We start from the raw sequence: 25953 nt of genomic DNA on the forward strand, positions 1-25953 counted from the left end.
CGTCGGCTCAGCCGGTCGGTGTGGGGGTGGGTGTGGGTGTGGCGGGGACACCGCCGCTCGGCGTGGGTGTGGGCGTGGCGGGGACGCCAGCGGTCGGGTTCTCCACCAGGCGTCGTTCCAGGTTGACCTGGGCCTGCCCGGTGCCGCCGACGGTGATGGTGTCGTACGCCTGGAGCAGCTTCTGCTGGTCGAAGTAGAGCACGCTCATCGACAGCGGGGTGGGCTTCTCGCCCTCCAGGCCGCGCAGCCCGGCGCCGCCGGTGGAGCCCTCCACCATCAGCGTGGTGGGCTGCTGCCCGGGCGCCTGCGGCAGCTCGGAGACCTGCCGGGCGTGGGTGTGCCCGGCCAGCACCAGCGGGCAGGTGCCGGCGAGCGGCCCGGCCGACGCCGGGTCGTGCACGAGAGCGATGTTGACTGGTCGCGGTGAGCTGCGGACCGTCGCGGCGAGCTGGTTGCCGGTCCCGATCACCTGGTCGGCCACCTGCTGGGTCAACCCGCTGCCGGCCGGCGAGGTGTTCTTGTCCGGGGTGAAGCGCGGGTCGCCGATGCCGGCGATGGTCAGCCCGGCGACCGTCGTGGTCGTGTTGTTCAACACGATGGCGTTCGGCTGGCGGGCCACCGCGGCGGCGGTCTTGCCGGAGTCGTGGTTGCCCCGGATGAAGACGTACGGCTTCTTCAGCAGGCCGATCGAGGCGACGAAGGAGGCTTCCGGTTCGCTGCCCCAGTCGGTGATGTCCCCGGTGTCGATCACCACGTCGATGCCGAACTGTTCCACGACCGTCCGGATCAGCTGCCAGCCGGTCGGGTTGAGGTGCATGTCGGAGACGTGCAGCACGCGGGTGGTGCCCGGGGTCGGCTCCAGCAGCGGTAGCGCCGAGACGGTGGTGTAGAGCTGGCTGACGTTGCCGACCAGGCGCTGCAACTGCTCCGCGTACTTGGTGTAGTCGTTGGCGATCCGGCGGGCGTCACCGACGATGGCCGGCGCGTTGACCAGCAGCCCCTCGTAGCGTGGTTCCTCGATGGCCTGCGGACGAAGGGTCGCCGCCGCCGTGCCGAGGCTGCTGGCGGTGACCAGCAGCGCCAGCCCACCCGCCCAGGCGGTGCGTCGGACGTCACGGAAGATCAGCCCGGCCAGGATCAACGTGACCAGCACCGACGCGCCGAGGGTACGCAGACCGAGGCGCATCACCCCGGAGCGGACGTCCTCCACGGCGCTCTGGCTGGCCCGGCTGATGCTGGCCGGGTCGTCGATCAGCGCCTCGGTGCGCCCCTGGTCGAGGGCGCCCAGCCGGACGGTGAGATGGGTCGGCCCGTCGTGGCTGTCGAGCAGCAGCGCGCCGAGCGGCGGGATGTCGACGGTGGTGCCGCCGTCCCGGGCGGGGGAGATGCTGAGATTGGCCCGGAACGGGCCGATGTCGGTGCTCACCTGGCCAAGGGCCAGCACCCCGAGCACCGCCCCGGCCAGGGCCACGGCGAGGACGGCGACGATCAGCCCGAGGCGGCGCAGCGGGCCGGCGCCACCGACCCACCAGCCCGTCGGGCGCGGCTGATCGTCGCCGGTCACCGGGTCGTCCCGGTCATCGGCGTCGTCGTGCCGCTCGTCGCGTTGCCCGTCCATGCTGAAAGTCTGACCTGCCCGTCGGAAGATCTTGGCAAACCTGAACGGATGGTGACGCAATCAGCTGCGTCCGCCGTCACCACCCGCGAAGACCACCCGCAGGAGCCGGTCATCGTCGCCCGCCGGGTCGCCCCGGCCGTCGTGGTTGGAGGTGCTCACCCAGAGCGATCCGTCCGGTGCCGCGGCCACCGCACGCAGCCGACCGTAGCGGTTGGTGAGCAGCTCACTGGGTTGACCGAGCAGGGTGCCGGTGTCGGTCAGCTCCATCACCCAGAGGCGCTTGCCGCGCAGACAACCGGTGACCAGCAGCCGGTCCGTGGCGGCCAGACCGGAGCAGGACGCGTCCGACGTCGCCCACTGCGCGATCGGGTCGGTGAACCGCTTGTCGCCGGCCTGACCCTCGACCTCCGGCCAGCCGTAGTTGCCGCCCTTGGTGATCTGGTTGATCTCGTCCCAGGTGTTCTGACCGAACTCGACGGCGTACATCCGCTTCGCGGCGTCCCAGGCGAAACCCTGGACGTTGCGGTGCCCCAGGGACCAGACCGGGGAGTTGGGGTACGGATTGCCGGCGGCGGGCTTGCCGTCCGGGGTGACCCGGAGGATCTTGCCGCCGAGGCTCTTCACGTCCTGCGAGAGGGGGCGCTGGCCGGCGTCACCCGTGCTGACGTAGAGCTGCTTGTCCGGGCCGAAGCCGAGCCCTCCGCCGTTGTGCACGTTGGCCTTGGGGATGCCGGTGAGGATCGGGGTGGGCTGCCCGCCGAGGCGCAGCCGGGCGACCCGGTTGTCCCGCTCGGTGGTGTAGTAGACGAACACCGTCTGGTCCCGGGCGTAGTCGGGGGAGACGGCGATGCCGAGCAGGCCGCCCTCGCCCGCCGCCGCTACGTCGGGGATGGTCTGGAGCGGTCGGACCCGCAGCCCGTCCGGCCCGGACTCGGGCCCGACCTGAAGGATCCGGCCGTTGTCCCGTTCGGTGACCAACGCGCCGCCGTCCGGCAGGAAGGCGATCGCCCACGGCACCCGCAGACCCTTGGCGAGCACTGTCGCCACCGCCTGCTGGCCGGCGCCGCCGGGGCTCGCTGACGCGGACGGGGTCGGCAGGTTGGGCGGTTCGCCGGCCGGGTCGGGCGCCGGCTCGCCGAAGCTGCAACCGGCGGTGAAGAGCAGCGCCGCGCAGGACGCCGCGAGGGCCACCCGGAGGCGGTGGATGCGAGGGTACGGGGGACGGGCGCTCACCCGGCCCAGGGTAGCCCGCTGCGCGACCCGGCCGGGCCCGTCGAGATGCAACGGGTGCCGACGGACCCGCCCGATGGTCCCCGGTGGACCCCTCACCGAGCCCGTACGGCCAGCAGCGCGGTGTCGTCCTCACGATGCCGGATCGAGGCGAGCAGCAGGTCGCACATGTCGTCGAGGGACAGCGTGTCGGTGCCGGTCAGCCGGCCCGCCAGCTCGGCCAACCCCTCGTCGATCGAGCGGTCCCGCCGTTCGATCAGCCCGTCGGTGTAGAGCAGCAGGGTGTCGCCGGTGGCCAGGATGGTCGACTGGCTGCTGCGGGGCGACGGGCGGGCCAGGCCGAGCAGAGGCTCCGGCGTCGCCTCCAGGGCCTCGACCGCCCCGCCGACCCGGACGACCAGGGCCGGTGGATGCCCGGCGTTGGACCAGGTCACCTCGTGCACACCGGCGCGCTGCGGACAGATCCGCACCAGCGTCGCGGTGGCGGCGATCGGCAGTCGCAGGCCACGGATGGCGCCGTCCAGGTTGCTCATCAGTGACCCGACCGCGTCCGGCCGGCCGAAGGCGTTGCCCCGCACCAGGTTGCGCAGCTGGCCCATGGTCGCCGCCGCCTCGATGTCGTGCCCGGCCACGTCCCCGATCGCCACGATCACGTCGCCGTCGGGCTGCACGAAGGCGTCGTACCAGTCACCGCCCACCTCCACCCGGTCGGCCGCCGGCTGGTAGCGGGCCGCCAGTTCCAGCTCCGCCACCACCGGCAGTCGGGGCAACATGCTGTGTTGCAGGACCTCGGCGACGTGCCGCTGCTCGCCGTACATCGAGCTGTTGCCGACGGCCTGGCCGGCCCGACGGCCGATGTCGACAGCGGTGAGCAGGTCCCGGTCGTCGAACTGCTGACGTTGGCCGCCGTTGACGAGGGTGATCGCCCCCAGCACCGTGCCGCCGACGCCCCGCACCGGCACGCTCAGGTAGGAGGCGATGCCCAGCCGGCTGGCGATGGAGGCCATCTCCGGGTGGGTGGTACCCCTCGTCACGTCGGCCAGGGACGCCACGCTGCCCAGCCGGGGCTGGCCGGTCCGGAGCACCGTCCGGATGATCGACTCGGAGCTCAGCCCGGTGCGCAGCAGATCGCCGAAGCGGTCGACGTCCGCCGCGCGGGCCGGGTCCCGGTGCACCGAGACCACCTCGCGGGGCAGGCCGGTCGGCCCGATCAGGGTGAGCAGGCACCAGTCGGCGAGCAGCGGCACCATGGTGGCGGCGAGCCGGCGCAGCGCGGTGCCCACGTCCAGGGTGCCGGCCAGCGTCTCGCTCACCCCGGCCAACAGTTCCAGCCGCTCGTGCGCCTGCACCACCCGCCGCCGGGCCTCCTGCGCGCCGTCCAGCGCGATCCGCAGCCGCAGCTCGGACGAGCAGGCGGCGGCCAGGTCGGCCAGGGTCCGCAGCTGCGCGGCCGTCCAGGCACGGGGCTTGCTGTCGATGGCGCAGAGCGAGCCGAGCACCCGGCCGGAGAGGTCGGTCAGCGGCATCCCGGCGTACGCGACCACACCGAGGTCTTCGATGGCCAGGTTGTCCCGGACACGGGGGTAGAGCCGGGCGTCCGGCAGCACCATCGGCACCTCGATGTCCACCACGTGCTGACAGAACGAGTGGCTCAGCGGGGTCTGCCGGCGCTCCGACCAGGGCTCCGGCAACCCGACCGCGCCCGGGAAGAACTGCCGGTCGGCGGAGACCAGGGAGACCAGCGCGACCGGCACGTCCAGCAGGTCACTGACCAGCCGCGCGAACCTGTCGAACGCCTCGTCCGGGGCGGCGTCGAGCCCGGTGTCGGCGAGCGCGCGCAGCCGCTCCGGGTCGCCGAGCACCGAAGGTGGCGCGATCGAATGCCGGGCTGGGCCGGGGGAGCCGTCGGTCATCGAGCACCTGTCTGCCGGGGCGGAGGCCGACCGGCCCTCCGACCCTTCGTTATACCTCGTTCGGGTCGGAGTCGAACATCGGTGTGCTGAGTCTCGCCCGCCCCGGCCCGACGCGCCATCCCCCGGGACGCCGGTTCGCCGCCGTGCCTGCACCGGCCGCGGCGTTGGGGACTATCGTCGGCGGACGTGAAGGTATGGATTCCGCACCAGGCCGGCCTGAACCTCCTGGGTGAACTGCCCGCGGACGTGACAGTGGAGGTCTTCGAGCAGACCGACCGGATGCCGTCCGAGGCGGCCGACGTCCGCTTCTGGGTGCCGCCGTTCCTGGGTGGCTCGGACGCGACGGCGGTGCTGCGGGAGCTGCCCGACCTGGCGGTGGTGCAGTTGCTCTCCGCCGGAGCGGACGCCTGGGCCGGCCGGACACCGCCGGCTGTCACCCTCTGCGATGCCCGGGGCGTGCACGACCCCTCCACCGCCGAGTGGGTCGTCACGGCGATCCTCACCCAGCTGCGGGCGTTCCCGGCGTTCGTCCGCGCGCAGGCCGAGCGGCGCTGGACGTACGCGGAGAACACCCCGACCGACGAGCTGACCGGCAAGCGGGTGCTCATCATCGGCGCCGGCTCGATCGGCGCCGCGGTGCGCGACCGGCTCGCCCCCTTCGACGTGAGCTTCACCCTGGTCGCCAGGACGGCCCGCCCTGAGCAGGGGGTGCACGCCGTCGAAGAGCTGCCCCGGCTGCTGCCCGACGCGGACGTGGTGGTGGTGCTGGTGCCGCTCACCGACCAGACCCGTGGCCTGATCGACAAGGCGTTCCTGGCCGCGATGCCGGACGGGGCGCTGCTGGTAAACGCCGCCCGGGGCCCGGTGGCGCACACCGAGGCGCTCGTCGCCGAGCTGGGCACCGGTCGGATCTCGGCGGCGTTGGACGTCACCGACCCGGAGCCGCTGCCCGCCGACTCTCCGCTCTGGGTCATGCCGAACGTGCTGCTCACCCCGCACGTCGGCGGGTCGGTGCGCGGGTTGTTGCCACGGGCCTACCGACTGGTGGGCGATCAGGTCCGCAGGTTCGCCGCCGGACAGCCGCTGATCAACACGGTGGTCGACGGCTACTGACCGGGGGTCTCCGCCGGAGCGTCCGGCAGCGGCTGGCCGGTCGCCGCGACCAGTCGGGGCAGATCCGCCTCACGGACGGCCGGCAGGGTGACCTGGCGGCCGTCGTCGAGTCGGGCCACCGCGCGCCCGCGCTGGTCGGTGGTCAGCTCGAGGACCTGGTCCCAGTCGATCCGACGCTGCCCGACCAGCGCACGGATGCGCAGCTCCCGCGCGTCGGCGTCGGTGCCGGCCCGCCAGGCCCACACCGCGACGGCGAGCGGGACGAGCAGCACCGGCAGCAGGTAGTCCCGGGCGTTGGCCAGCGGCAGGGCGCCGACGAAGGCGATGATCGCGGCCACCAGGATGGCTTGGTTGTACCGGAAGCGGACCGTGTCGGGCTTACTCACCCTCCGATGATCCCACTCCGGGTTGTTTCGGCTCGCGGCGGGCGGTGCCGGCAGCGTGCGGCACGCCGTACAGTGACACAGGTCGTTGTCTCCCCTGAGTGACCGGCAAGTAACCAATTCGGCCGTCCATCGTTGCCAATCGTGGGTAGCGGACTCGCAACGTCCGATGTCCCGCACCGCCGCACCGCCCCCGTGCCCCCTCACGAAGGCGACCGCCGTGCTCCTCGCGTACCCGTTCCGCGTCCTCGTCCCCCGCCGTGCGGCACCGGAGGCCGCCACGTCCGTGGCGGTGGCGCTGCTCCTCCTCGCCGCTGCCGTCGACCTGGTCCCGCCCTCGGTGGTGATCGCACTGGCCGCCGGTGCCGGCGCCACGCTCGCCGGGCTGCGACTCTCCCGGCTGGCCTCCCGGCGCGGCACCGACCCGACACCGCGTGCGGCGGGCGTGCTGCTCGACGCGGCGGTGGTGGCGGCGGGTCTCACCGCCGTCGTGCTGCCTCTGGCCGGCATCGGGCACACCCTCGCCGTGCTGATCGGGTCGCTGGTGGTGGCGGCCCTCTCGACGGCCGGTCTGTACCGGCTTCCCGGCCGATCCCGGGCGGCGGCCTCGGTCCGGCTGCGGTGGCTGGTCGAGTCGACCGGTCCGGCCGTCGGTCTGGCCCTCGCCGGCTGGTTGCTGCTGCCCCGGGGCGGCCTGCCGGCCCCGGTTGGGCTGGTCGCCGCGTTGACGCTCGGCGGGTTGGGCATGGCCGCGTTGAATGCGTTCGCGGGGCCACGGCGGCGCTCCGGTGCGGCGGTCTGCCGGGGCGGCGTCCTGCTCACCCTGGGCGGGCTGGTGCTGCTGGCCACGTTGCCGTCCGCGCCGGCCGGCCGGGTGGCCCTGCTGGCCGTACCCCCGTTGGTGTTCGGGATGTTGCTCGTCGCGGTCGGCGCGGCGGATGCGGCGGACGAGTCGGAGCCGGTGGAGCCGGTCGCCGCGGCCTGGCCCCGGTCGGTGCTCCCCGCGGCGGTGCTGCTGCTGGCGGCGGGTCTGCACCTGGGCGCCGGCCGCGCACCGGACCAGACGAGCGTGCTGTTGGCCCTGGCGGCGGTGCCGCCCCTGGTGCTGCGCGAGCTGCTGCGCGCGGGTGACGCGTCCACGTCCGTTCGGCGGGCCGCTCATCGACGACCGGCCGGCCGGTCGCTGCGGCACCGCCGCACGGCCCCGGCCCGCTGGCCGGGCACGCCGGAGCCGCCGCCCGAGCGAGGCCCCGCCGTCCCGGAGAGCGCGGCCACCGCGATGGTGGCCGGCTCGACCTGGTCGCCTGACCACAGTTCCGCCTGGTCGGGGCTCGACCGGCGACCCGCGGCGGCGAGCGGCGCCCCCGGCGACCGGGCTGCCCTGCTGGACGCACTGGCCGCGATCGGCGACGTTCCGGCGCCGGCCGGCGCGCTGCTGCTGGTGGACCTGCACGGCACCGAGGGTTTCGGCCCGACGGCCCGGGAGGACGTGCTGGCCGAGGCGGTGCACCGGGTCCGCGCGGTCATCGCCCCCGACGATCTGGTCACCGGGTGCACGGGGACCGGCTTCGCGGTGGTCACCGCCGCCGGCCCGGTGCTGGCGTACGCGCTGGGCACCCGACTGTTGAGCGCGCTCAGCCCGCCTTACCGGCTGGCCGGCGCGATGCTGCGCGTGCAGACGAGCATCGGGTTGGCCGAGGTGAGCGGCGCCGGGCCGGCGGACGTGCTCCGGCAGGCCGAGCTGGCCCGACGACGGGCCGTGCAGCTGGGCCGGGACCGGGTGGAGTGGTACGACGCGTTCCTGGAGGAACAGCTGGTGCGCCGGCTCGACCTGGAGCGCGAGCTGCCCGGTGCGGTGGCGCGCGGCGAGCTCGACCTCGTCTACCAGCCGGTGGTCGACCTGGCCGACGGGCAGCCGGTGGGCGCGGAGGCGCTGCTGCGGTGGCGCAGCCCGGTGCTCGGCACCGTGCTTCCGGCCGAGTTGCTGCCGGTCGCCGAGGACCTGGACCTGGTCGGCGAGTTGGAGTGGTGGGTGCTGGATCGGGCCTGCCGGCAGTTGTCCGACTGGTCGGTGGGTGTCCGGGAGTTGTGGATGGCGGTCAACGTCACGACCCGGGAGCTGACCACGCCCGACTTCGTTCAGCGGCTCGCGGCCGTACTGGCCGCGTACGGGGTGCCGCCGGAGCGGCTGGTGGTGGAGGTGAGCGAGCCGAGGGTCGCCGGTGACCTGCCGACCGTGGTGGCTCGGCTGGCCGGGCTGCGGTCGCTGGGCGTACGCACCGCGTTGGACGACTTTCGGGCCGAGCACGCCTCGCTGGCCCAGCTTCGCCGCCTGCCGATCGACCTGCTCAAGGTGGGCCCAGAGTTGGTGGGCGCACGGCCGGACGGGCAACCGCCGCTGATCGACGTGGTGGTCAACGTGGGCGAGCGGCTGGGCGTCGAGGTCGTCGCCGAGGAGTTGGAGTCGTCGACCCAGGTCGAGGGGGCGCGCCGGGGTGGCTGCCGGTACGGGCAGGGGTTCGCGCTGGCCCGGCCGGCGACGGCCGAGCGGGTCGAGGCGTACTTCGAGGAGTTCCCCTCAGCGTCTCGCTGAACCGGTTCATCTCCCTCGGGGCGGTGCGGTGCTACCGCGCGGCGTGAGGTGGGGCGTCTCGTCCTGCATCCGCCCGGCCGGCTGCCCGGCGACGACGGCGAGCAGTTGCCGGGCGGCGTGCGCGCCGTACGCCGGGATGTCCCGGCCCAGCGCGGTCAGCGGCGGGTGCACCAGCCGGCACAGCGGCGAGTCGTCCCAGGCCACGATGGACAGATCGCCGGGCACGGTCAGGCCCATCTCCTGGGCGACGGAGAGCCCGGCGATGGCCATCACGTCGTTGTCGTAGATGACCGCGGTGGGCCGGTCGGCCGAGCTGAGCAACCGGCGGGTGGCCCGGCCGCCCTCCTCGCCGGTGTAGTCGGACCAGACGGTGACCGCGTCGACCAGACCGAGGCGTTGGCAGACCGCCGCGAAGGCGTCGGTGCGGATCTCGGTGTGCCGCAGGTCGGGCAGGCCGGCAACCCGGGCGATCCGCCGATGCCCGAGCGCGACCAGGTACTCCACCGTCTCGGTCAGCGCGGCGGCGTCGTCGGACCAGAGACTCGCCAGCTCACCGGTGCCGCCGGGGCCGCCGATCACCACCGCTGGCAGTTGCAGTTGTTCGAGTGCGGGGATGCGACGGTCGTCGGTGCGCAGGTCGCAGACGAGCACCCCGTCCACCCGTCGTTCGCCCCACCAGCGCCGGTAGACCGCGATCTCGGCGTCCGGGTCGGCCACCACCTGGAGGGTCAGCGCGTACGAGCGGGCGGAGAGTTCGGCCTCGACACCACTGATCAGCGCCATGAAGAACGGCTCGACGCCGAGGGTCCGCGCCGGTCGGCACAGGGCCAGGCCGATCGCCCCGGCGGTGGCGGCCGAGAGGGCGCGGGCGGCGCTGCTGCGGCTGAAACCGATCTCCGTGGCGATGGCCAGGATGCGCTGCCGGGTGGCCTCGGAGACGCCGGGCTGCCCGTTCAGCGCGTACGACACGGCGCCCTTGGACACCCCGGCGCGTTGGGCGACGTCGGCGATGGTCGGCCGCTTCACCGGCGTGCTCCTTCGCTCTGTGGCCGTTGACAGCTCGGATTCCGAACCGTACCGTGGCTTAGCTTATCCGGTTCAGTCCGGCATCTTTCGATGCAGAAGGTGCGGTGAAATCGTGAGCCGACAGGCACTCTACGACGGTTGGACCCTGCGAGCGGCCCCCGGAGCGCAGGTGCCCGAGGAGGTCGCCGGCCGGTCCGTGCCGGCTACCGTGCCGGGCTGCGTGCACACCGATCTGCTCGACGCCGGGCTGATCCCCGATCCGTACCTCGACGACAACGAGCGGGCGGTGGCCTGGATCGGGCGCACCGACTGGGTCTACCAGTCCACCTTCGTCCACCGGGCGGGCGACGACGAGCGCGTCGATCTGGTCTGCGCCGGCCTGGACACCGTCGCCACGCTCACCCTCAACGGTGTGGAGGTCGGCCGCACCGCGAACATGCACCGCGGCTACCGGTTCGACGTCCGACCGCTGCTGCGCGACGGGAACAACGACCTGGTCGTCACGTTCGACTCCGCGTACCGCTACGCCGAGGCACAGCAGGAGCGGCTCGGCGACCGGCCGAACGCCTACCCGGAGCCGTTCCACTTCATCCGCAAGATGGCCTGCAACTTCGGCTGGGACTGGGGGCCGACAGTGGTCACCGCCGGGATCTGGCAGGACATCAGCCTGCACGCCTGGTCGACCGCGCGACTGGCCAGCGTCCGCCCACTGGTCACCATGGACGGTCGCGACGGCCGGGTCGAGGTGCACGTCGAGGTCGAGCGGGTCGCGGACGTCCCGCTGACCGTCCGTGCCGCCGTGGCCGGCGCCCGCGCCGAGGTGGTCGTCCCGGCCGGGCAGCGCACGGCCGTGCTGACCCTCACCGTCCGCGAGCCCGCGCTGTGGTGGCCCCGTGGGTACGGCGACCAGGCGCGCCACCCGATCGAGGTGACAGTGCACGCACCGGACGGCGACACCTTGGACAGTTGGTCGCACCGGATCGGCTTCCGCTCGGTACGGCTGGACACCACACCCGACGAGCACGGCACCCCGTTCGCGTTGTCGGTCAACGACGTCCCGGTCTTCGTCCGCGGGGTCAACTGGATCCCGGACGACGCTTTCCCCACCCGGATCACCCGGGCCCGGCTGGCCGAGCGCTTCGACCAGGCGGTCGCGGCCAACGTCAACCTGCTGCGGGTCTGGGGTGGCGGTCGGTACGAGTCGGCGGACTTCTACGACCTCGCCGACGAGCGCGGTCTCCTCGTCCAGCAGGACTTCCTCTTCGCCTGCGCCGCGTACCCGGAGGAGGAGCCGTTCGGCACCGAGGTGGCCGCCGAGGCCGCCGAGCAGGTGACCCGGCTCGCGCCGTACCCGTCGCTGGTGCTCTGGACCGGCAACAACGAGAACATCTGGGGCTGGCACGACTGGGACTGGCAGCCGGCCCTCGCCGGGCGCACCTGGGGGCGCGGCTACTACCTCGACGTGCTGCCCCGGATCGTCGGCGAGCTGGACCCGACCCGCCCGTACTGGCCGGGCAGCCCCTGGTCGGGCACCGAGGCGATCCACCCCAACGACCCGGCGCACGGCACCACCCACATCTGGGACGTGTGGAACACCGACGACTACACCAGATACCGGGAGTACGTCCCGCGCTTCGTGGCCGAGTTCGGCTACCAGGCCCCACCGGCGTACGCCACGCTGCGCCGGGCGTTGAGCGACGAACCCCTGGCGCACGACTCACCGGGCATGGCACACCACCAGAAGGCGGCCAACGGTGACGCCAAGCTCCAGCGGGGCCTCGACGCGCACCTGCCCGCCCCGGCGGACTTCGACGACTGGCACTACCTGACGCAGCTCAACCAGGCCCGGGCGATCCAGCTCGGGGTGGAGCACTTCCGCTCCCACCGGGACGTCTGCGCGGGCACCATTGTCTGGCAGCTCAACGACTGCTGGCCGGTGACCTCCTGGTCGGCCGTCGACGGCGACGGCCGCCGCAAACCCCTGTGGTACGCGCTGCGCCACGCGTACGCCGACCGGCTGCTCACCGTGCAGCCCCGCGACGGCGGCCTGGCCCTGGTCGCGGTCAACGAGACCGCCGAGGCGTGGGCCGTACCGGCCGCGGTCACCCGGTTCACGCTCACCGGGGAGCCGAGGGCGAAGACCTCGGTCGACCTCGACGTGCCGGCGTACTCCTCGGTGGTGCTGGCGCTGCCGGCGGACCTCGCGCGGCCGGACGAGGGCCGCCGCGAGTTGCTGGTCGCGGAGGCCGGTGGCACCGCGGAGCGCGCCCTGTGGTTCTTCGCCGAGGACCGGGAGGTGGACTGGCCGGCGGCGGCCTGGGACGCGACGGTCGAGCCGGTCGACGGTGGGCAGCGGGTCCGGGTCACGGCCCGCACTGTGCTGCGCGACCTGACGCTGTTCGCGGACCGCCTCGACGACTCAGCCACAGTGGACACGGCCCTGGTCACCCTGCTGCCCGGCGAGTCGACGACGTTCACCGTGCACGCGGACGGGTTGCTGGACGAGGCGGCCCTGACCAGTCGACCGGTGCTGCGCTGTGTGAACGACATCGAGCGGCGATAGTCGCTCGGCTCGCGCCGGATCAGGTGGCGCGGTGAGTGATATACCTCAGCGGCATATTTATACCGCTGAGGTATACCGCTCATCGCAGTCCAGCGGCAGGCGCGGCAAGGCGGACGGCACCCCGAGGAGCGCAATGATCACCGAACATGTCCGAGACGCGGCGGCGACAGCGTTCGTCTTCGGGTTCTTCGCCTCCAGCTGGTTCGGCTGGGCTCAGGAAGCGCCTCCGAAGCCGTGGCGGCCGGTGCTCGTCGCCGGTTCGATCCTCGCCCTGCTCACCGCTACCGCCGGAGGTCTTCTCGCCTGGACTCACTGGTCGGACGGGACGGCGTTCGACGCCGACACCAGCCGTACCTTCGGCATCGTCGTCGGCATCGAGTTCGGTATCGCGGCCATCGGTGCCGGGCTGCTGGCCCGGCTGCGGCGTCGCGAGCTGATCGCCCCGTGGGTCGCCCTGGTCGTGGGCGTCCACCTCTTCCCGGTGGCGGAGCTGCTCGGCTACCGGCTGATCCACCTGGTCGCCGCGCTCGTCACCGTCGTGGCGGTCGTGGCGGTCCCGGTTGCCCGGGCCCGTGCGTTGGCGGTGAGTGCGGTGGTCGGGCTCAGCACCGGCGTCGCGCTGCTGCTTGGCGCGGTGTCCTCGCTGGTCATCGCCCTGGTCGCGTACTGAGACGGGCCGCCGAGCGGTGGGACTGGAGAAGCTCCTTCAGACCCACCGCTCGGCGAAGCTGACGACGGGGTCAGGCGCGGGCGGCGGCGAGCACCTGGCCGACCAGGGTGCCCGAGGTGCCCGAACGCTCGTACTCGGGCCGGTTCAGGCTGCCACCCATCAGCGGCGCCGGGTTACGGTGCACGGCCGGGCTGTCCGAGCTGACCAGGGCCGCGAAGTGGTACTCGTCGGCGCCGGTCGCCTCGACGATCCGGGCGATGTTGCGCGGGGTGATGCCACCGCCCGGCATGATGACGATCCGGCCGGCGGCCCGGCGCACCAGGTCGGCGATGAGCGGAGCACCCTCCAGCACGCTGACCTCCTGACCCGAGGTGAGCACCCGGTGCACGCCCAGCTCGATCAGCTGCTCCAGCGCCGCGTACGGGTCGCGGGTCATGTCGAACGCCCGGTGGAAGGTGATGCTGGCGTCGCCCGCGGCGGCGATCAGCCGGCGGGTGGTCGGCACGTCGACGTCACCCTCGGCGGTCAACGCGCCGATCACGATGCCGTGCGCGCCGGCCGCCACCGCGGCCCGGACGTCCCGCTCCATCGCCTCGATCTCGAACGGCGAGTAGATGAAGTCGCCGGCCCGGGGACGGACGATCACGTGTACCCGGATCCGGCTGACCGCGCGCAGGGTCGTCTCGATGGTGCCCAGGCTGGGGGTCAGCCCGCCGTCGAAGAGCGCGGAGCACAACTCCACCCGGTCGGCGCCGGCCTCCTCGGCGGCGACCGCTCCCTCGACGCTGTCGATGCAGATCTCGAATGTGTTCATGATTCTTCCTTTTCCGTGCGAGGCGATGCCGCTTCGGTCCGAGACGATGCTGTGGTCCAGTCGATGACGGCCGTGACGGCACCAACGGGTACGCCGCCGCCGAGCACCGGCACCTGGCGCAGCGCGTCGGCCCCACCCACCGGTACGCCCACGGCGTCGAGGGCGGCGAGGGCGATGGCGGTGGTGGCCCGGGGCGACCCGTCGATCGCCTTCACCGCCACCGCGTGACCATCCGGTGCGGCCACTGCGAGCACGCCCTCGGCCCCGCCCTTGGCGAGGACGCCGGGCAGCGCCCGCATCAGGTCGGTGTTCGGGTGCCCGTTCCAGCCGCCGACGTACTCCGGGTATTGGCGCATGGCCTGCGCGACCAGCGCCTCGTCGCTCCCGGCGGGCGCGGTGACCAACGACTGGAAGGTGCGGGCCAGGCCGGTCAGCGACAGGCCGAACAGCGGTGCCCCGCAGCCGTCGACAGCGTGGTGCGCGATCGGCGTGCCGGCCAGCCGGGCGACGGCGGCGGCGGTTTCCCGCTGGAGCGGGTGGTCGGGGTCGAGGTAGTCGTGGGTACTCCAGGACCGGGCGACGCAGGCGACCAGCATCGCGGCGTGCTTGCCGGAGCAGTTCATCCGGATCCGGTCGCGCTGTCCGCCGGCGCGGATCAGCCGGTCCCGGGTCGGTTCGTCCTCCGGCCAGTCGACCGGGCAGCCGAGCGCGTCCTCGGTCAGGCCGGCCCCGGCCAGCATCGCCCGAACCACCTCGACGTGCCGGTCGTCGCCGGTGTGGCTGCCGGCGGCGAGGGCCAGCGCCGGGCCGGTCAGCTCGTCGCCCGCCGCGATCCGGCAGGCCAGTGCCTGCACCGGCTTGAGGGTGGAGCGGGGCAGCACCGGCTCGTCGGGTACGCCGGCGGCGAGGGCGACCTTCCCGTCCGGGGCGAGCACCACGACGCTGCCGTAGTGCCGGCTCTCGACGAAGCCGTTGCGCACGACCCGGGCCAGTTCGGCGTAGCGGAATATGGTCACCGCGGGGTGTTCCCTTCGAGAAGCGGCGGGGGCAGTTCAGCGGTCCGCCGTCCGCGCCGGCCACCGAAGCGGCCGTTGCGGGCCTGGAGTACGCGGGCGAACTTCGACAGCGAGGCGTTGACCACCAGGTAGATCAGCGCCACCACCAGGAACGTCTGGATCAGCAGGTGGGTGTACGAGGAGAGCACCTGCCCGCTGTAGAGCAGCTCGGTGTAGCTGACCACGAAGCCGAGCGAGGTGTCCTTGAGCAGCCCGACCAGCTGGCTGACCAGGGACGGGGCGAGTTGGAGCAGCGCCTGCGGCAGGACCACCAGCGCCATCACCTGCCCGCGGCGCAGCCCGACCGCGAGGCCGGCCTCGGTCTGCCCACGGTCCAGCGCCAGGATGCCGGACCGGAAGATCTCCGCGAACGCCGCCGAGTTGGAGACCACCAGCGGCACCACGAGCTTCCAGAACAGCGGGAAGTTCAGCCCGTACTGCGGCAGGGCGAACAGCGTCACGTAGATCAGCAGCAGGGTGGGGACGGTCCGGAAGATCTCCACGTACGCGCCGGCCAGCCAGCGCAGCGGTCGATGCGTCGACAGCCGGCCGAGCGCCAGCAGCAGCCCCAGGGCGGCGCTCAGCACGGCGGTCGCGGCGGCGGCGCGCAGCGTGGCCCAGAGGCCGTTGAGCAGGTACCGCCAGATGGGCCAGGTGGTGAACGGTTCCCACCGGGCGGCGGCCAACTCGCCGTGGCTGGCGAACTGGTAGACGGCCGCGACCAGGGCGCCGGCCAGGAGAACGGCGCCCAGCACTGTGGCGATCCGGATCCGCCGTTGGGCGCGCGGGCCGGGCTCGTCGAAGAGGATCTGTTGCGTCTTGTTCATCGGACGATCGCCAGCCTTCGTTCAAGCAGGCCGGTGACCTGACCGATGATCAGCGCCAGCAGCATGTAGGCGAGGCCGGCGCCGGTGAAGACAGCGATCGGTTGAGCCTCGACCAGGTTCACGGTGTTGGCCGCCTGGGTCAGCTCGACCACGCCGACGGCGGCGGCCAGCGAGGTGTTCATCAGCAGCGCGATGCAGATGTTGCCGATCGGCTGGATCACCGCCCGGAGTCCCTGCGGCAGGATCACGTGCCGCAGGGACTGGCCGAAGGTGAGCCCGATGGCACGGGCTGCCTCGGCCTGGCCCACACCGACCGTGTTGATCCCGGCGCGGATCGCCTCGGCCAGGTACGCCCCCTCGTACACCGCGATGACGATCGCGGCGGAGGTGAACAGCGGGAACGTGATGCCGATGGTCGGCAGCGCGAACACGAAGAGCACCAGCAGCGCCAGCAGCGGCAGGTTCTGGAACACCTCCACGTACGCGGTGCCGATGGCGCGCAGCAGCGGGACGGGGGCGATGCGCAGGGTGGCCACGATAATGCCCAGCAGCATCGCGCCGACGGTGGTCACGACGGTCAGTTCGACCGTCGTGACCAGGCCGTGGCCAAGCTCGCTCAGGTGGGCGGTGAGGGCTTCCATCGGTACGAGAGACTGCTCAGGAGCCGTCGGCGGAACCGAGGGCGGGCGGGGTGGGCGCCCCACCCTCCACCACCGAGCCGAGGGTGCCTTCCCAGACCTTCGCCCACGTGCCGTCGGCCTGGATCTTCTTCAGCCAGTTGTTGACGAACTCCTTGAACTGCGCGTCCTCCTTGTTGAGGCCGATGCCGTACGCCTCGGTGGTGAACGGCTCGCCCACCACCTTCATCCCCGGGTTCGCCTTGGCGCCCGAGGCGAGCAGCGTGAAGTCCTGCACGTACGCGTCGCCGCGCTTCTGAAGCAGCGCCTGCAACGCCTGCGGGTCGGTGCCGAAGGCGATCTGCTTCGAGCCGGGCGCGGCGGAGGGCAGCGCGGTGACGGCGGGGGTGTTCGCCCCGACGATCACGGTCTTGCCGGCGAGGTCCTTGACGCTCTTGATCGAGGTGTCGTCCTTGCGGACCCCGACCGCGAGGCCGGAGGTGAGGTACGGCCCGGCGAAGGCGACCTGGGTGGCCCGCTGCGGGGTGATCGTGTACGTCTGGAAGACAACGTCCACCGACTTGGCCTGGAGCATGGCCTCCCGGGTCTGGGTGCCGATGGTCGTCGTCTTCACCTCGGGCTTGCCGATGATGTACTTCGCCAGCAACTTCGCCATGTCGGCGTCGAAGCCCTCGATGGTGCCGCTGACCGGGTTCTGCTGGGCGAGCAGCGGCGCGTCCAGGGATCCGCCGATGTTCAGGTAGCCGCGCTTGCGGATCGTCTCCATCGTCGAACCGGCCGGGATGTCCGCGTCGGTGGCCACCGGGGCGGCGTCGTACACCGACTGGGCGACCACGCCGTCGCCGCCCAGGCCGGGGTTGCCGGGCAGCGTCGGAGCGCTGCCGCCGCTGTCGCCGCCGCAGCCGGCGGCAGCGAGGGCCACCGCCACCGCGGTGGCGGTGAGGGCGAGCGACCGCCGCCCGGTGAAGCTCATCTTGAGGATTGACATGACACCCTCCCGTTGGGGGCTAGTGCTGGAGGATCTTGGATAGGAAGTCGCGGGCCCGCTCGGTGCGCGGAGCTGCGAAGAAGTCGTCGGGTGCGCCGGATTCGACGATCCGGCCGTCGTCCATGAAGACCACCCGGTCGGCGGCGCGACGGGCAAAGCCCATCTCGTGGGTCACCACGATCATGGTCATCCCCTCGGCGGCGAGGGAGACCATCACGTCGAGCACCTCGTTGACCATTTCCGGGTCGAGCGCCGAGGTCGGCTCGTCGAAGAGCAGCACCTTCGGTTGCATCGCCAGGGCCCGGGCGATCGCGGCCCGCTGCTGCTGCCCGCCGGAGAGCTGGGCCGGGTGGTGGTCTGCCTTGTCGGCGATACCGACGCGCTCCAGCAGGGCCATCGCCTGCTGCCGCGCCTCGGGTCGGGGGATCCGGCGGACCCGGGTGGGGCCGAGGGTGATGTTGTCCAGCACCGTCTTGTGGCCGAAGAGGTTGAAGGACTGGAAGACCATGCCGACATCGGCGCGTAGCCGAGCCAGCGCTCGGCCCTCGGCGGGCAACGGCTCACCGTCGATCTCGACGCTGCCCTGCCCGGCGGTCTCCAGCCGGTTGAGGCAGCGGCACAGGGTCGACTTGCCGGAGCCGGAGGGCCCCACCACGACGACCACCTCGCCGGCGGCCACCGTGAGGTCGATGTCCTTGAGCACGTGCAGCGGACCGAACCACTTGTTCAGGCCGCGTACCGACACCATCGGTCGGTCCGCACCCGTCGTCTCCGGTGCCACCAGGCGGCCTCACTTCCTTCGACTACAAAACTAAGCCAGCTTCATATCGAACCAACAGCGCCATCTAAAGGTAGCTAGCAAACTAAGTCAACCGGTTGCTTGAACAAACTCCGGGTGCTAAGAAGCTGACGTGACGATTGACGACGCGCCACGCGATGCCCTCCGGGGCGGCCCCCGGGAGCTACTGCGCTGGGTGGCCACCGGTGCGGCCGTCAGTCGGGCCGACCTGTCCCGCCTCTCCGGGCTCTCCCCGTCCACGGTTTCCCAGCGGGTCGAGGCGTTGATCAGCCAGGGGTTGCTGGAGGAGACCGGCGCCGGGAGGTCCCGGGGTGGGCGGCGACCCCGCCAGCTCGCCGTGCCCACCGGCGGCGCCGTGGTCGGCGCCATCGACCTCGGCGCGCATCACGCCCGCGTCGGCGCACTGGATCTCTCCGGGCGGGTGGTCCAGGCCCGCACCCTGCCGGTCCGCATCGAGGACGGCCCGGAGGCGGTGCTCGGCGCCCTGCTGGCCGAGGTCGCCACGCTGGTGGGCAGCGGTCCGGCGGCCGACGGCGGCTCGGCGTCGGGTGCGCTCCGCGGCGTCGGCATCGGGATTCCCGGTCCGGTGCAACATGCCACCGGGCGGATCGTCAGCCCTTCACGGATGCCCGGTTGGAACGGCTTCGACGTCGCCGCGTTCTGCGCCGGCCGCGTCGACGTGCCGGTCATCGTGGACAACGACGCCAACCTGATGGCGCTCGGCGCACACCGCACCGCGCATCCCGAGTTGGACCACGCCATCTACATCAAGGCTGGCACCGGAATCGGCTCCGGTGTGATCTCCAGTGGACGGTTGCACCGGGGCGCGCAGGGCTCGGCCGGGGACATCAGCCACTGCCGGGTGGTGGCCGACCCCGCGCCACCGTGCACCTGCGGAAACGCCGGTTGCCTGGAGGCGGTGGCCAGCGGCGCCGCCCTGGTCACCGCGCTCCGGGAGCAGGGCGTGCCGGTCTCCGACCTGACCGGTGTGATCCGCCTGATCGACGACGGTGACCGGCAGGCCACCGCCCTCGCGAGGCAGGCCGGCCGCGCCGTCGGCGAGATCCTGGCCGTGGTGGTCAACTTCTTCAACCCGCAGGTGGTGGCCATCGGTGGTCGGCTCGCCGACTGCGAGCCGCTGCTGGCCAGCATGCGGGCCACCCTCTACGAGCGGTGCCTTCCGCTGGCCACCCAGACGCTGCTCATCGAACGGGTCGCCGCCGGCCAGGACGTCGGCATCACCGGTGCCGCCCACCTGGTGATCGACCACGTCGTGGCGCCCGCCTGACCTCGCTCAAAGCGACAGCGGTGGTCACCTGGTGTGACCTTTCTCTGTGTTGCATGCCGGATCTATGTGCTTTTCCGCGTATGCCGGCACCGATCGTCCTGACAGTTTCCTTACAGGCAGTCACGTAGCCTTCCGGTGTTCCTCACTCACCCGTGACTGCTCCTGGAGGTTTCGACGTGCGGATCAACGGACGGCTGCTCGTGCCGATCTCGTTGGCATTGGTGCTGGCAACCGCCGCCTGTGGCTTGTCGGCACCGGCGTCCGGGCAGGCCGAAGTCCCACCCTCCGGCCCGAGTACGCAGAGCTCAGCTCCGAGTCCCAGCGATACGCCGACCTCCAGCCCGACTCCGGAGATCCCGACCGACGCGCAGATCCCCACCAGGGCCGCCGGCACCTTCACCACCGCCACCGGCAACGGTCGCGTGATCGGCAAGGGCAAGAAGCGGGTGCGCTACAGCGTCTCGGTGGAGAAGGGCATCGCCTGGGGTGACGTCCCCGCCTGGAAGCCGGACCGGTTCGCCGCGAGCATCGAACAGGTGCTGGCCGCACCGAACGGATGGGCCACGTCCGCGCAGCACCCGGTCACCAACTCCGCGGTGAACCTGACCCGGGCGTCGTGGTCCTTCCAGCGGGTCGGCAGCTCGACTGTCGACGTCGACGTGCGACTCGCGACACCGAGGACAGTGGACAGACTCTGCGGCGCGAGCGGCGTCGACACCGAGGGCGTCTACTCCTGCAAGTACGGCAAGACCATCATGATCAATCTGCGGCGGTGGCTCCAAGGCTCACCGGGATACCCGGTCAGCATCGACGAGTACCACGCCGGCGTGATCAATCACGAGTTCGGTCACTTCCTCGGCTTCGCCCACATGAAGTGTGGCGGTCGCGGCAAGCCGGCCCCGGTCATGATGACCCAGACGATGGGCCTGGGCGGGTGCGTGCCCAACGTCAGCCCGTTCGTCGGCAACGGCCAGTTCGTCAGCGGACCGTGGGCGCCGTCCTGACCGCACGGACCTCGTGGTGATCACTGCCCGGCGGGCGGCTCGGCATGCGCACCGGCAGTACGGAACGGAACGGGCGGGCCCGGCGTGACGCCGAGCCCGCCCGAACACCGAACCGATCAGCTGGTGGTGGTCAGACCCTGCAGGCCCTTGAGCATCTCGGCGAAGTCGAAGGTCTCCGCCGTCGGCGGCGTCTCGATGGTCACCGCCTTGCCGTAGTCGGTGTAGTCCATCACCAGGTCGCCCAGCGGGCCCATCTTCATGGTTGCCCGGCTGGGCCGGTACTGCTCGTCGACCCACAGGTCGGTGGTGATGTCCTTGACGCCCATCTTGGTCATCTGCTGCTCGACGCCCGCCCGCAGCTTCGCGTCGATCTGCTGAAGGTAGGTCGCCATCGGCGTGGTGACTGTGTAGTGGACGGTGGCCGTCCCGTTCACCGTCTCCTGCCCGACCACCTTCGTGCCCTCGGTGGCGAGCAGCGTCTTGACCTGCTTGGTCGGGTCGATGTCCTCGAACTGCTTGCCGAAGTTCATCCCGGCCTGCTTGCCGGCGGCGCCCAGGTCCATCTTCATCCAGCGCTTGCCGTCCATCTCCGCGCGGTCCTCGGCCGGAATCTCGACGTAGATGACCGCGCCGACCATCCGGACGATCGTCGCGGCGCCCTTCTCGTCCGTCGTCGTCATCTCGGCCTTGACCGGGTCGCCGAGGTCCAGGACGCCCTTCATCGAGACCTTCTCGCCGCCCGCCGTGCCCGTCATCGTCACGGTCACCGAGTCGCTCTTGTCGGTGGCCTCGGCGGTCTTCTGCAGCGACCCCTTCAGGTCACTGGCCAGTAGCTCCAGGACACTGGGCTGCTTGGGCGCGTCGGATCCGCCGGACGTCGTGCCGCACCCGGAGACAGCGAGCGCGGTGAGCGCCGAGGCCGCCACAGCCACGAACTTCTTGCCAAATGACACGTACACGCCTCTTCCCGCTGGAATCCGGGCTCTCCCCGAATCGATCGACGACACGCTAGCCCACGCGACCGACATCCGCGGACCGTGTTTCGCCGACTACATCGGTGATCCAGCGTCGATCGCGAGCGGTGGTTACTCCGGGACGCGGCGGTAGGCGCCGTCGCTGGCCGACGTGGCCATCGAGGCGTACGCGCGCAGCGCCGCCGACACCGGGCGCTGCCGATCGGTCGGGGTGTACGGCTTGTCGCGCTTCTCCTCGGCCACCCGCCGTGCCTCCAGCTCCTCGGCGGGCACGTTCAGCTCGATTGACCGGCCTGGGATGTCGATGACGACCTCGTCGCCGTCGCGGACCAGGGCGATCAGCCCGCCGGAGGCCGCCTCGGGGGAGACGTGCCCGATGGAGAGCCCGGAGGTGCCACCGGAGAAACGGCCGTCGGTGAGCAGCGCACAGGAGCGGCCCAGCCCGCGTCCCTTGAGGAACGAGGTGGGGTAGAGCATCTCCTGCATGCCGGGGCCGCCCTTGGGCCCCTCGTACCGGATCACCACGACGTCCCCGGCGACCACCTGCTTGGCGAGGATCGCGGTCACCGCGTCGTCCTGCGACTCGTAGACCTTCGCCGGGCCACGGAAGGTCAGGCAGTCGTCCGGCACGCCGGCGGTCTTCACCACGCTGCCCTCGGGCGCCAGGTTGCCGTGCAGGATGGCCAGCCCACCGTCTTCGGAGTAGGCGTGCTCGCGGTCCCGGATGCAGCCGCCGGCCGCGTCGGTGTCCAGCGACGACCACCGGTTGGTGGTGGAGAACGGCTCGGTGGTGCGCACCCCACCGGGAGCGGCGTGGAACAGCTCGACGGCCGTCGGGGTGGGGGAGCCACCGCGCACGTCCCAGTCGGTCAGCCACTGCGCCAGCGAGGGGGAGTGCACGGCGTGCACGTTCCGGTTGAGCTGCCCGCCCCGGTCCAGTTCGCCGAGGATCGCCGGGATGCCGCCGGCACGGTGCACGTCCTCCATGTGGTAGTTCGGCGAGTTCGGCGCGACCTTGGCCAGGCACGGCACCCGCCGGGAGATTGCGTCGATGTCGGTGACGCCGAAGTCCATCTCCGCCTCGCGGGCGGCGGCGAGCAGGTGCAGCACCGTGTTGGTGGAGCCGCCCATCGCCACGTCCAGGGCGACAGCGTTCTCGAAGGCGGCCTTGGAGGCGACAGTACGCGGCAGCACCGAGTCGTCGTCGCCGTCGTACCACCGCTTGGAGATCTCCACGACGGTCCGGCCGGCCTCGACGAAGAGCGACCGGCGGGCGGCGTGGGTGGCCAGCGTCGAACCGTTGCCGGGCAGCGCGAGCCCGATCGCCTCGGTGAGGCAGTTCATCGAGTTGGCGGTGAACATGCCGGAGCAGGAGCCGCAGGTCGGGCAGGCGGAGCGTTCGATCTCACCGAGCTGCTCGTCGGTGACCGCCTCGTTCGAGGAGGCGATCATCGCGTCGATCAGGTCGATCTTGCTGTGCACGACGCCCTCGATCGCCATCGTCTTGCCGGCCTCCATCGGGCCGCCGGAGACGAAGACGGTCGGGATGTTGAGCCGCAACGCGGCCAGCAACATCCCGGGGGTGATCTTGTCGCAGTTGGAGATGCAGACCAGGGCGTCCGCGCAGTGCGCGTTGACCATGTATTCGACCGCGTCGGCGATCAGCTCACGGCTCGGCAGCGAGTAGAGCATGCCGCCGTGGCCCATGGCGATGCCGTCGTCGACCGCGATGGTGTTGAACTCCCGGCCCACCCCGCCGGCCTCGGCGACCGCGTCGGCGACCAGGCCACCCATGTCCTTGAGGTGTACGTGACCAGGCACGAACTGGGTGAAACTGTTGGCGATGGCGACGATCGGCTTGCCGAAATCGTCGTCGGTCATCCCGGTGGCCCGCCAGAGGGCCCGGGCGCCGGCCATCGTCCGACCGTGTGTGGAGGTCCTCGACCGCAGCTCAGGCATGCATACCAGCATGACACCGTCGGCACGCCGGCCCACCCGGGTATCTGCCGTGTCCCAACAGATGCACACTCAGCCCCCCATGACGTGCGCCCATCCGGCACTCTTGGAGGCGTGCATTTTCCACCGGGCATGGTCGCTGTCGCGGCGCTCAGCGGGCTCGTCGCCGCGGTGGCCGTCGTGCTGCTGACCGTCGTCGCCCGGCGGCGGACGGGGCGGCGTCGACCGGCACACGTGCTGCTCGCAGCGGCCGCCGGAGGGGGTCTGCTCAGCCTCCTGACCGGGGTGCTCGCCGCGCTCAGCGCCAACGACCACTGGGCCCACGAGCAGGGTCAGCGCACCGGTTGGGCGACAGTGGTGGCGATCGGCACGGCGGTGAGCGGGCTGGCCTTCGCCGCTGGTCTGCTCCGGCTGCCCGGGGTGGCCGCCAACGCGGCGGGAACGGCCCGGCTCGCCCTGGACGGCTTGGTCATGGCGGCGGCGCTGTGGTTCGTCGGTTGGGTGCTCTTCTCCGAGCCCACCCGGTTGCTCGGTGCCGCCACCCCGATGGCCTGCCCGGCGATCCTGGTGGCCACTGTGAGCGCCGCGCTCGGTGCCGGGCTTGTCGTGATCATCGTCTTCCGGGCCGCCACCCCACGTCGACGGCTCGCCGCGCTGGGTGCCGGCATCAGCGCGGTGACCTGCGGCGGGCTGGGCCTGAGCGCCGGGCTCTGCCAGGCCGGGCCGACAATGGCGCTGACCGGTGCGGCGGTACTCGCCGCCGGCCTGCTGACCGTGGCGCTCGCGGTGTACCGGGCCGACCGGCCGGGGCAGGTCGACCTGGACCTGGTCGGGAGCGACGGCGAGTACGCGATCGCCCCGATGCTGGCGATGGCCGCCTCGGCGATGTACCACCTCGCCCAGGACGGCCGGTTCACCGCGGCGGGCATCGTGGCCGGCAGCGTGGAGGGCTTCGCCCTGGTGGCACGGCAGTACCTCACCCTGCGCGACGTCCGGGGGTACGCGGGCCGCCTGGCCGAGCGGGAGGCGCACTTCCGTGAGCTGGCGCACACCGATCCGCTGACGTCGTTGGCGAACCGGCGCGGGCTGCTCCGGGCGCTGCACCGCAACGCCGCGGACCACAACCCGTGTGTGCTGCTCGGCCTGGACCTGGACGGCTTCAAGAACGTCAACGACATGCGGGGCCACGACGTGGGCGACGCCGTGCTGGCCGAGGTGGGCCGGCGGCTGCGCGGCAACCTGCGCCCCGGCGACGTGGCCGCCCGGTTGGGTGGCGACGAGTTCGCCGTACTCATGCAGGGCCGGCCGGTCGAGGCGGACCGGGTCGCCGAACGGCTCCTCGGGGTGCTCAACCGGCCCTACGACCAGCCGGAGGGGCCGGTCTTCCTGTCGGTGAGCATCGGGGTGGCCGACTGGGCCGACGAGCCGGACGTGGAGCTGCTGCTGCGCCACGCCGACCTGGCGTTGCGCTACGCCAAGCAGCGTGGCAAGAACCGCATCGAGCGGTACGACGCCGCGTACGACCTACTGCTGCGTCGGCGTACGACTGTGGAGCACGAGCTGCGCGGGGCCATCGACCGCGACGAGCTGCGGTTGGCGTTCCAGCCGGTGGCGTCGCTGCCGTCGGTGCGGCCGGTCGGCGCCGAGGCGCTGCTCCGTTGGCACCATCCTGAGCTGGGCAACGTGCGTCCGGACGAGTTCATCCCGCTCGCCGAGGAGTGCGGCATGATCGCCCCGCTCGGCGCCTGGGTGCTGCATCAGGCCTGTTACCAGCTCTCCCGGTGGCTGGCGGACGGGCACGACGTCTGGGTGTCGGTCAACGTCTCCCCACGCGAGCTGCACGCCCCGGAGTACGTGGTCCAGGTCGCCGAGGCGCTGCGCGCCCATCACGTGCCGCCGCAGCGGCTGGTGCTGGAGGTCACCGAGCACGCGGTCGCCACCGACCTGGACGAGCTGATCCGGCGGCTCACCGCGCTGCGGTTGACCGGTGTCCGGATCGCGCTGGACGACTTCGGGGCCGGCTACTCGTCGCTGGGGCAGCTGCGCCGGTTGCCGATCGACATCCTCAAGATCGACCACAGTCTGGTCGCCGAGCACGAGCCGGTCCGTCCGGTCGGCCAGGACGGCCCGGCGTTCGCCCCGATGGTCGACATCGTCATGCGCCTGGGCCACCAGTTGGGGCTGGAGGTGATCGCCGAGGGGGTGACCACCCCGACCGAGTTGGCCGCTGTGGTGGCCGCCGGTTGCCGTTTCGGCCAGGGCGCGCTCTTCGGCTGGGGGGTGCCGGCCGAGCACCTGGAGGCGATGCTGGAGGCGGCCACGTCCCCGGGCGCGCGCCCCGCTCCGGTGCCCGCGCCACGTCGCGCTCCGGGCGGGTCCGGGCAGCTCACCCCGCCTGCCGATGGCGCGTCGCCGGCCGACGCGCCGACCTCCGTTAACCAACATGTGGGATCAGTTGACTCATCGCGTGAGATGCGTCAGGCTTAGCCGCATGTCGTCGT

Annotated in this window: 20 protein-coding genes; 7 read left to right on the plus strand and 13 right to left on the minus strand. The window is 72.1% G+C overall.

Annotated features, from left to right (window positions below; genetic code table 11):
• Window positions 1-7 precede the first annotated feature (7 nt).
• From ACQRWP_RS01055 to ACQRWP_RS01065, 3 genes are all read right to left on the minus strand, one after another.
• Window positions 8-1618, minus strand: coding sequence for a metallophosphoesterase (locus ACQRWP_RS01055; protein ID WP_430500409.1), 1611 nt, complete (start codon window positions 1616-1618; stop codon window positions 8-10).
• Between the two features lie 60 nt (window positions 1619-1678).
• Window positions 1679-2851 carry a PQQ-dependent sugar dehydrogenase gene (locus ACQRWP_RS01060; RefSeq protein ID WP_430500410.1) on the minus strand — a complete coding sequence of 391 codons (1173 nt, stop codon included), beginning with the start codon at window positions 2849-2851 and terminating at the stop codon, window positions 1679-1681.
• 92 nt (window positions 2852-2943) lie between these two features.
• A complete protein-coding gene (locus tag ACQRWP_RS01065; RefSeq protein WP_430500411.1) occupies window positions 2944-4761 on the minus strand; it encodes a SpoIIE family protein phosphatase in 1818 nt (605 codons plus the stop codon).
• Window positions 4762-4947: 186 nt separating this feature from the next.
• Between ACQRWP_RS01065 and ACQRWP_RS01070 the strand changes: the two genes are divergently transcribed.
• Window positions 4948-5874 carry a 2-hydroxyacid dehydrogenase gene (locus ACQRWP_RS01070; RefSeq protein WP_354943314.1) on the plus strand — a complete coding sequence of 309 codons (927 nt, stop codon included), beginning with the start codon at window positions 4948-4950 and terminating at the stop codon, window positions 5872-5874.
• On the opposite strand, the gene ACQRWP_RS01075 is transcribed toward ACQRWP_RS01070, so the two are convergent.
• Window positions 5868-6260, minus strand: a complete 393-nt coding sequence (locus tag ACQRWP_RS01075) for a PH domain-containing protein (protein WP_430500412.1) — start codon at window positions 6258-6260, stop codon at window positions 5868-5870. The two genes, ACQRWP_RS01070 and ACQRWP_RS01075, sit on opposite strands and share 7 nt — an antisense overlap.
• 217 nt (window positions 6261-6477) lie before the next feature.
• Here ACQRWP_RS01075 and ACQRWP_RS01080 point away from each other — a divergent pair, with 217 nt between their 5' ends.
• Window positions 6478-8850 carry a putative bifunctional diguanylate cyclase/phosphodiesterase gene (locus tag ACQRWP_RS01080; RefSeq protein WP_430500413.1) on the plus strand — a complete coding sequence of 791 codons (2373 nt, stop codon included), beginning with the start codon at window positions 6478-6480 and terminating at the stop codon, window positions 8848-8850.
• A 6-nt stretch (window positions 8851-8856) separates the two neighbouring features.
• Here the strand turns inward: ACQRWP_RS01080 and ACQRWP_RS01085 are convergent, their stop codons facing one another.
• Complete coding sequence (locus tag ACQRWP_RS01085; protein WP_430500414.1) at window positions 8857-9876, minus strand: LacI family DNA-binding transcriptional regulator; 1020 nt, start codon at window positions 9874-9876, stop codon at window positions 8857-8859.
• A 112-nt stretch (window positions 9877-9988) separates the two neighbouring features.
• Here ACQRWP_RS01085 and ACQRWP_RS01090 point away from each other — a divergent pair, with 112 nt between their 5' ends.
• Entirely contained in the window at window positions 9989-12439 is a 2451-nt protein-coding gene (locus ACQRWP_RS01090) for a glycoside hydrolase family 2 protein (RefSeq protein ID WP_430500415.1), read from the plus strand.
• 133 nt (window positions 12440-12572) lie between these two features.
• The gene (locus tag ACQRWP_RS01095) at window positions 12573-13109 is read left to right on the plus strand and encodes a hypothetical protein (RefSeq protein ID WP_430500416.1); all 537 of its coding nucleotides are present in this window, start codon (window positions 12573-12575) and stop codon (window positions 13107-13109) included.
• Between the two features lie 70 nt (window positions 13110-13179).
• On the opposite strand, the gene ACQRWP_RS01100 is transcribed toward ACQRWP_RS01095, so the two are convergent.
• From ACQRWP_RS01100 to ACQRWP_RS01125, 6 genes are read right to left on the minus strand one after another with little or no spacing between them, the layout of a single operon-like run.
• Window positions 13180-13923, minus strand: a complete 744-nt coding sequence (locus tag ACQRWP_RS01100; RefSeq protein WP_430500417.1) for a copper homeostasis protein CutC — start codon at window positions 13921-13923, stop codon at window positions 13180-13182.
• On the minus strand, window positions 13920-14939 hold the full coding sequence (locus tag ACQRWP_RS01105) for an asparaginase (protein WP_430500418.1): 1020 nt from the start codon (window positions 14937-14939) through the stop codon (window positions 13920-13922). Before ACQRWP_RS01105 ends, ACQRWP_RS01100 begins: the two co-directional genes overlap by 4 nt.
• Window positions 14936-15805, minus strand: a complete 870-nt coding sequence (locus ACQRWP_RS01110; RefSeq protein WP_430500419.1) for an amino acid ABC transporter permease — start codon at window positions 15803-15805, stop codon at window positions 14936-14938. Before ACQRWP_RS01110 ends, ACQRWP_RS01105 begins: the two co-directional genes overlap by 4 nt.
• Window positions 15802-16446 carry an amino acid ABC transporter permease gene (locus ACQRWP_RS01115; protein ID WP_430500420.1) on the minus strand — a complete coding sequence of 215 codons (645 nt, stop codon included), beginning with the start codon at window positions 16444-16446 and terminating at the stop codon, window positions 15802-15804. Before ACQRWP_RS01115 ends, ACQRWP_RS01110 begins: the two co-directional genes overlap by 4 nt.
• A gap of 16 nt (window positions 16447-16462) precedes the next feature.
• Window positions 16463-17431: a glutamate ABC transporter substrate-binding protein gene (locus ACQRWP_RS01120; RefSeq protein WP_430500421.1), complete on the minus strand. Its 969-nt coding sequence runs from the start codon at window positions 17429-17431 to the stop codon at window positions 16463-16465.
• A 19-nt stretch (window positions 17432-17450) separates the two neighbouring features.
• On the minus strand, window positions 17451-18179 hold the full coding sequence (locus ACQRWP_RS01125; RefSeq protein ID WP_210781094.1) for an amino acid ABC transporter ATP-binding protein: 729 nt from the start codon (window positions 18177-18179) through the stop codon (window positions 17451-17453).
• Window positions 18180-18342: 163 nt separating this feature from the next.
• Between ACQRWP_RS01125 and ACQRWP_RS01130 the strand changes: the two genes are divergently transcribed.
• Window positions 18343-19518, plus strand: coding sequence for an ROK family transcriptional regulator (locus ACQRWP_RS01130; RefSeq protein ID WP_430500422.1), 1176 nt, complete (start codon window positions 18343-18345; stop codon window positions 19516-19518).
• Between the two features lie 176 nt (window positions 19519-19694).
• Complete coding sequence (locus ACQRWP_RS01135) at window positions 19695-20522, plus strand: DUF3152 domain-containing protein (protein ID WP_430500423.1); 828 nt, start codon at window positions 19695-19697, stop codon at window positions 20520-20522.
• Between the two features lie 116 nt (window positions 20523-20638).
• Here the strand turns inward: ACQRWP_RS01135 and ACQRWP_RS01140 are convergent, their stop codons facing one another.
• The gene (locus ACQRWP_RS01140; protein WP_430500424.1) at window positions 20639-21481 is read right to left on the minus strand and encodes a hypothetical protein; all 843 of its coding nucleotides are present in this window, start codon (window positions 21479-21481) and stop codon (window positions 20639-20641) included.
• Window positions 21482-21607: 126 nt separating this feature from the next.
• The gene (gene ilvD / locus ACQRWP_RS01145; RefSeq protein WP_430500425.1) at window positions 21608-23455 is read right to left on the minus strand and encodes a dihydroxy-acid dehydratase; all 1848 of its coding nucleotides are present in this window, start codon (window positions 23453-23455) and stop codon (window positions 21608-21610) included.
• A gap of 129 nt (window positions 23456-23584) precedes the next feature.
• Between ilvD and ACQRWP_RS01150 the strand changes: the two genes are divergently transcribed.
• Window positions 23585-25939 (plus strand): putative bifunctional diguanylate cyclase/phosphodiesterase, encoded by a 2355-nt coding sequence (locus tag ACQRWP_RS01150; RefSeq protein WP_430503380.1) that lies wholly within the window; start codon window positions 23585-23587, stop codon window positions 25937-25939.
• Window positions 25940-25953 lie beyond the last annotated feature (14 nt).

It is taken from the genome of Micromonospora trifolii (assembly GCF_050516465.1).
In the GTDB taxonomy this organism is placed as follows: domain Bacteria; phylum Actinomycetota; class Actinomycetes; order Mycobacteriales; family Micromonosporaceae; genus Micromonospora; species Micromonospora trifolii.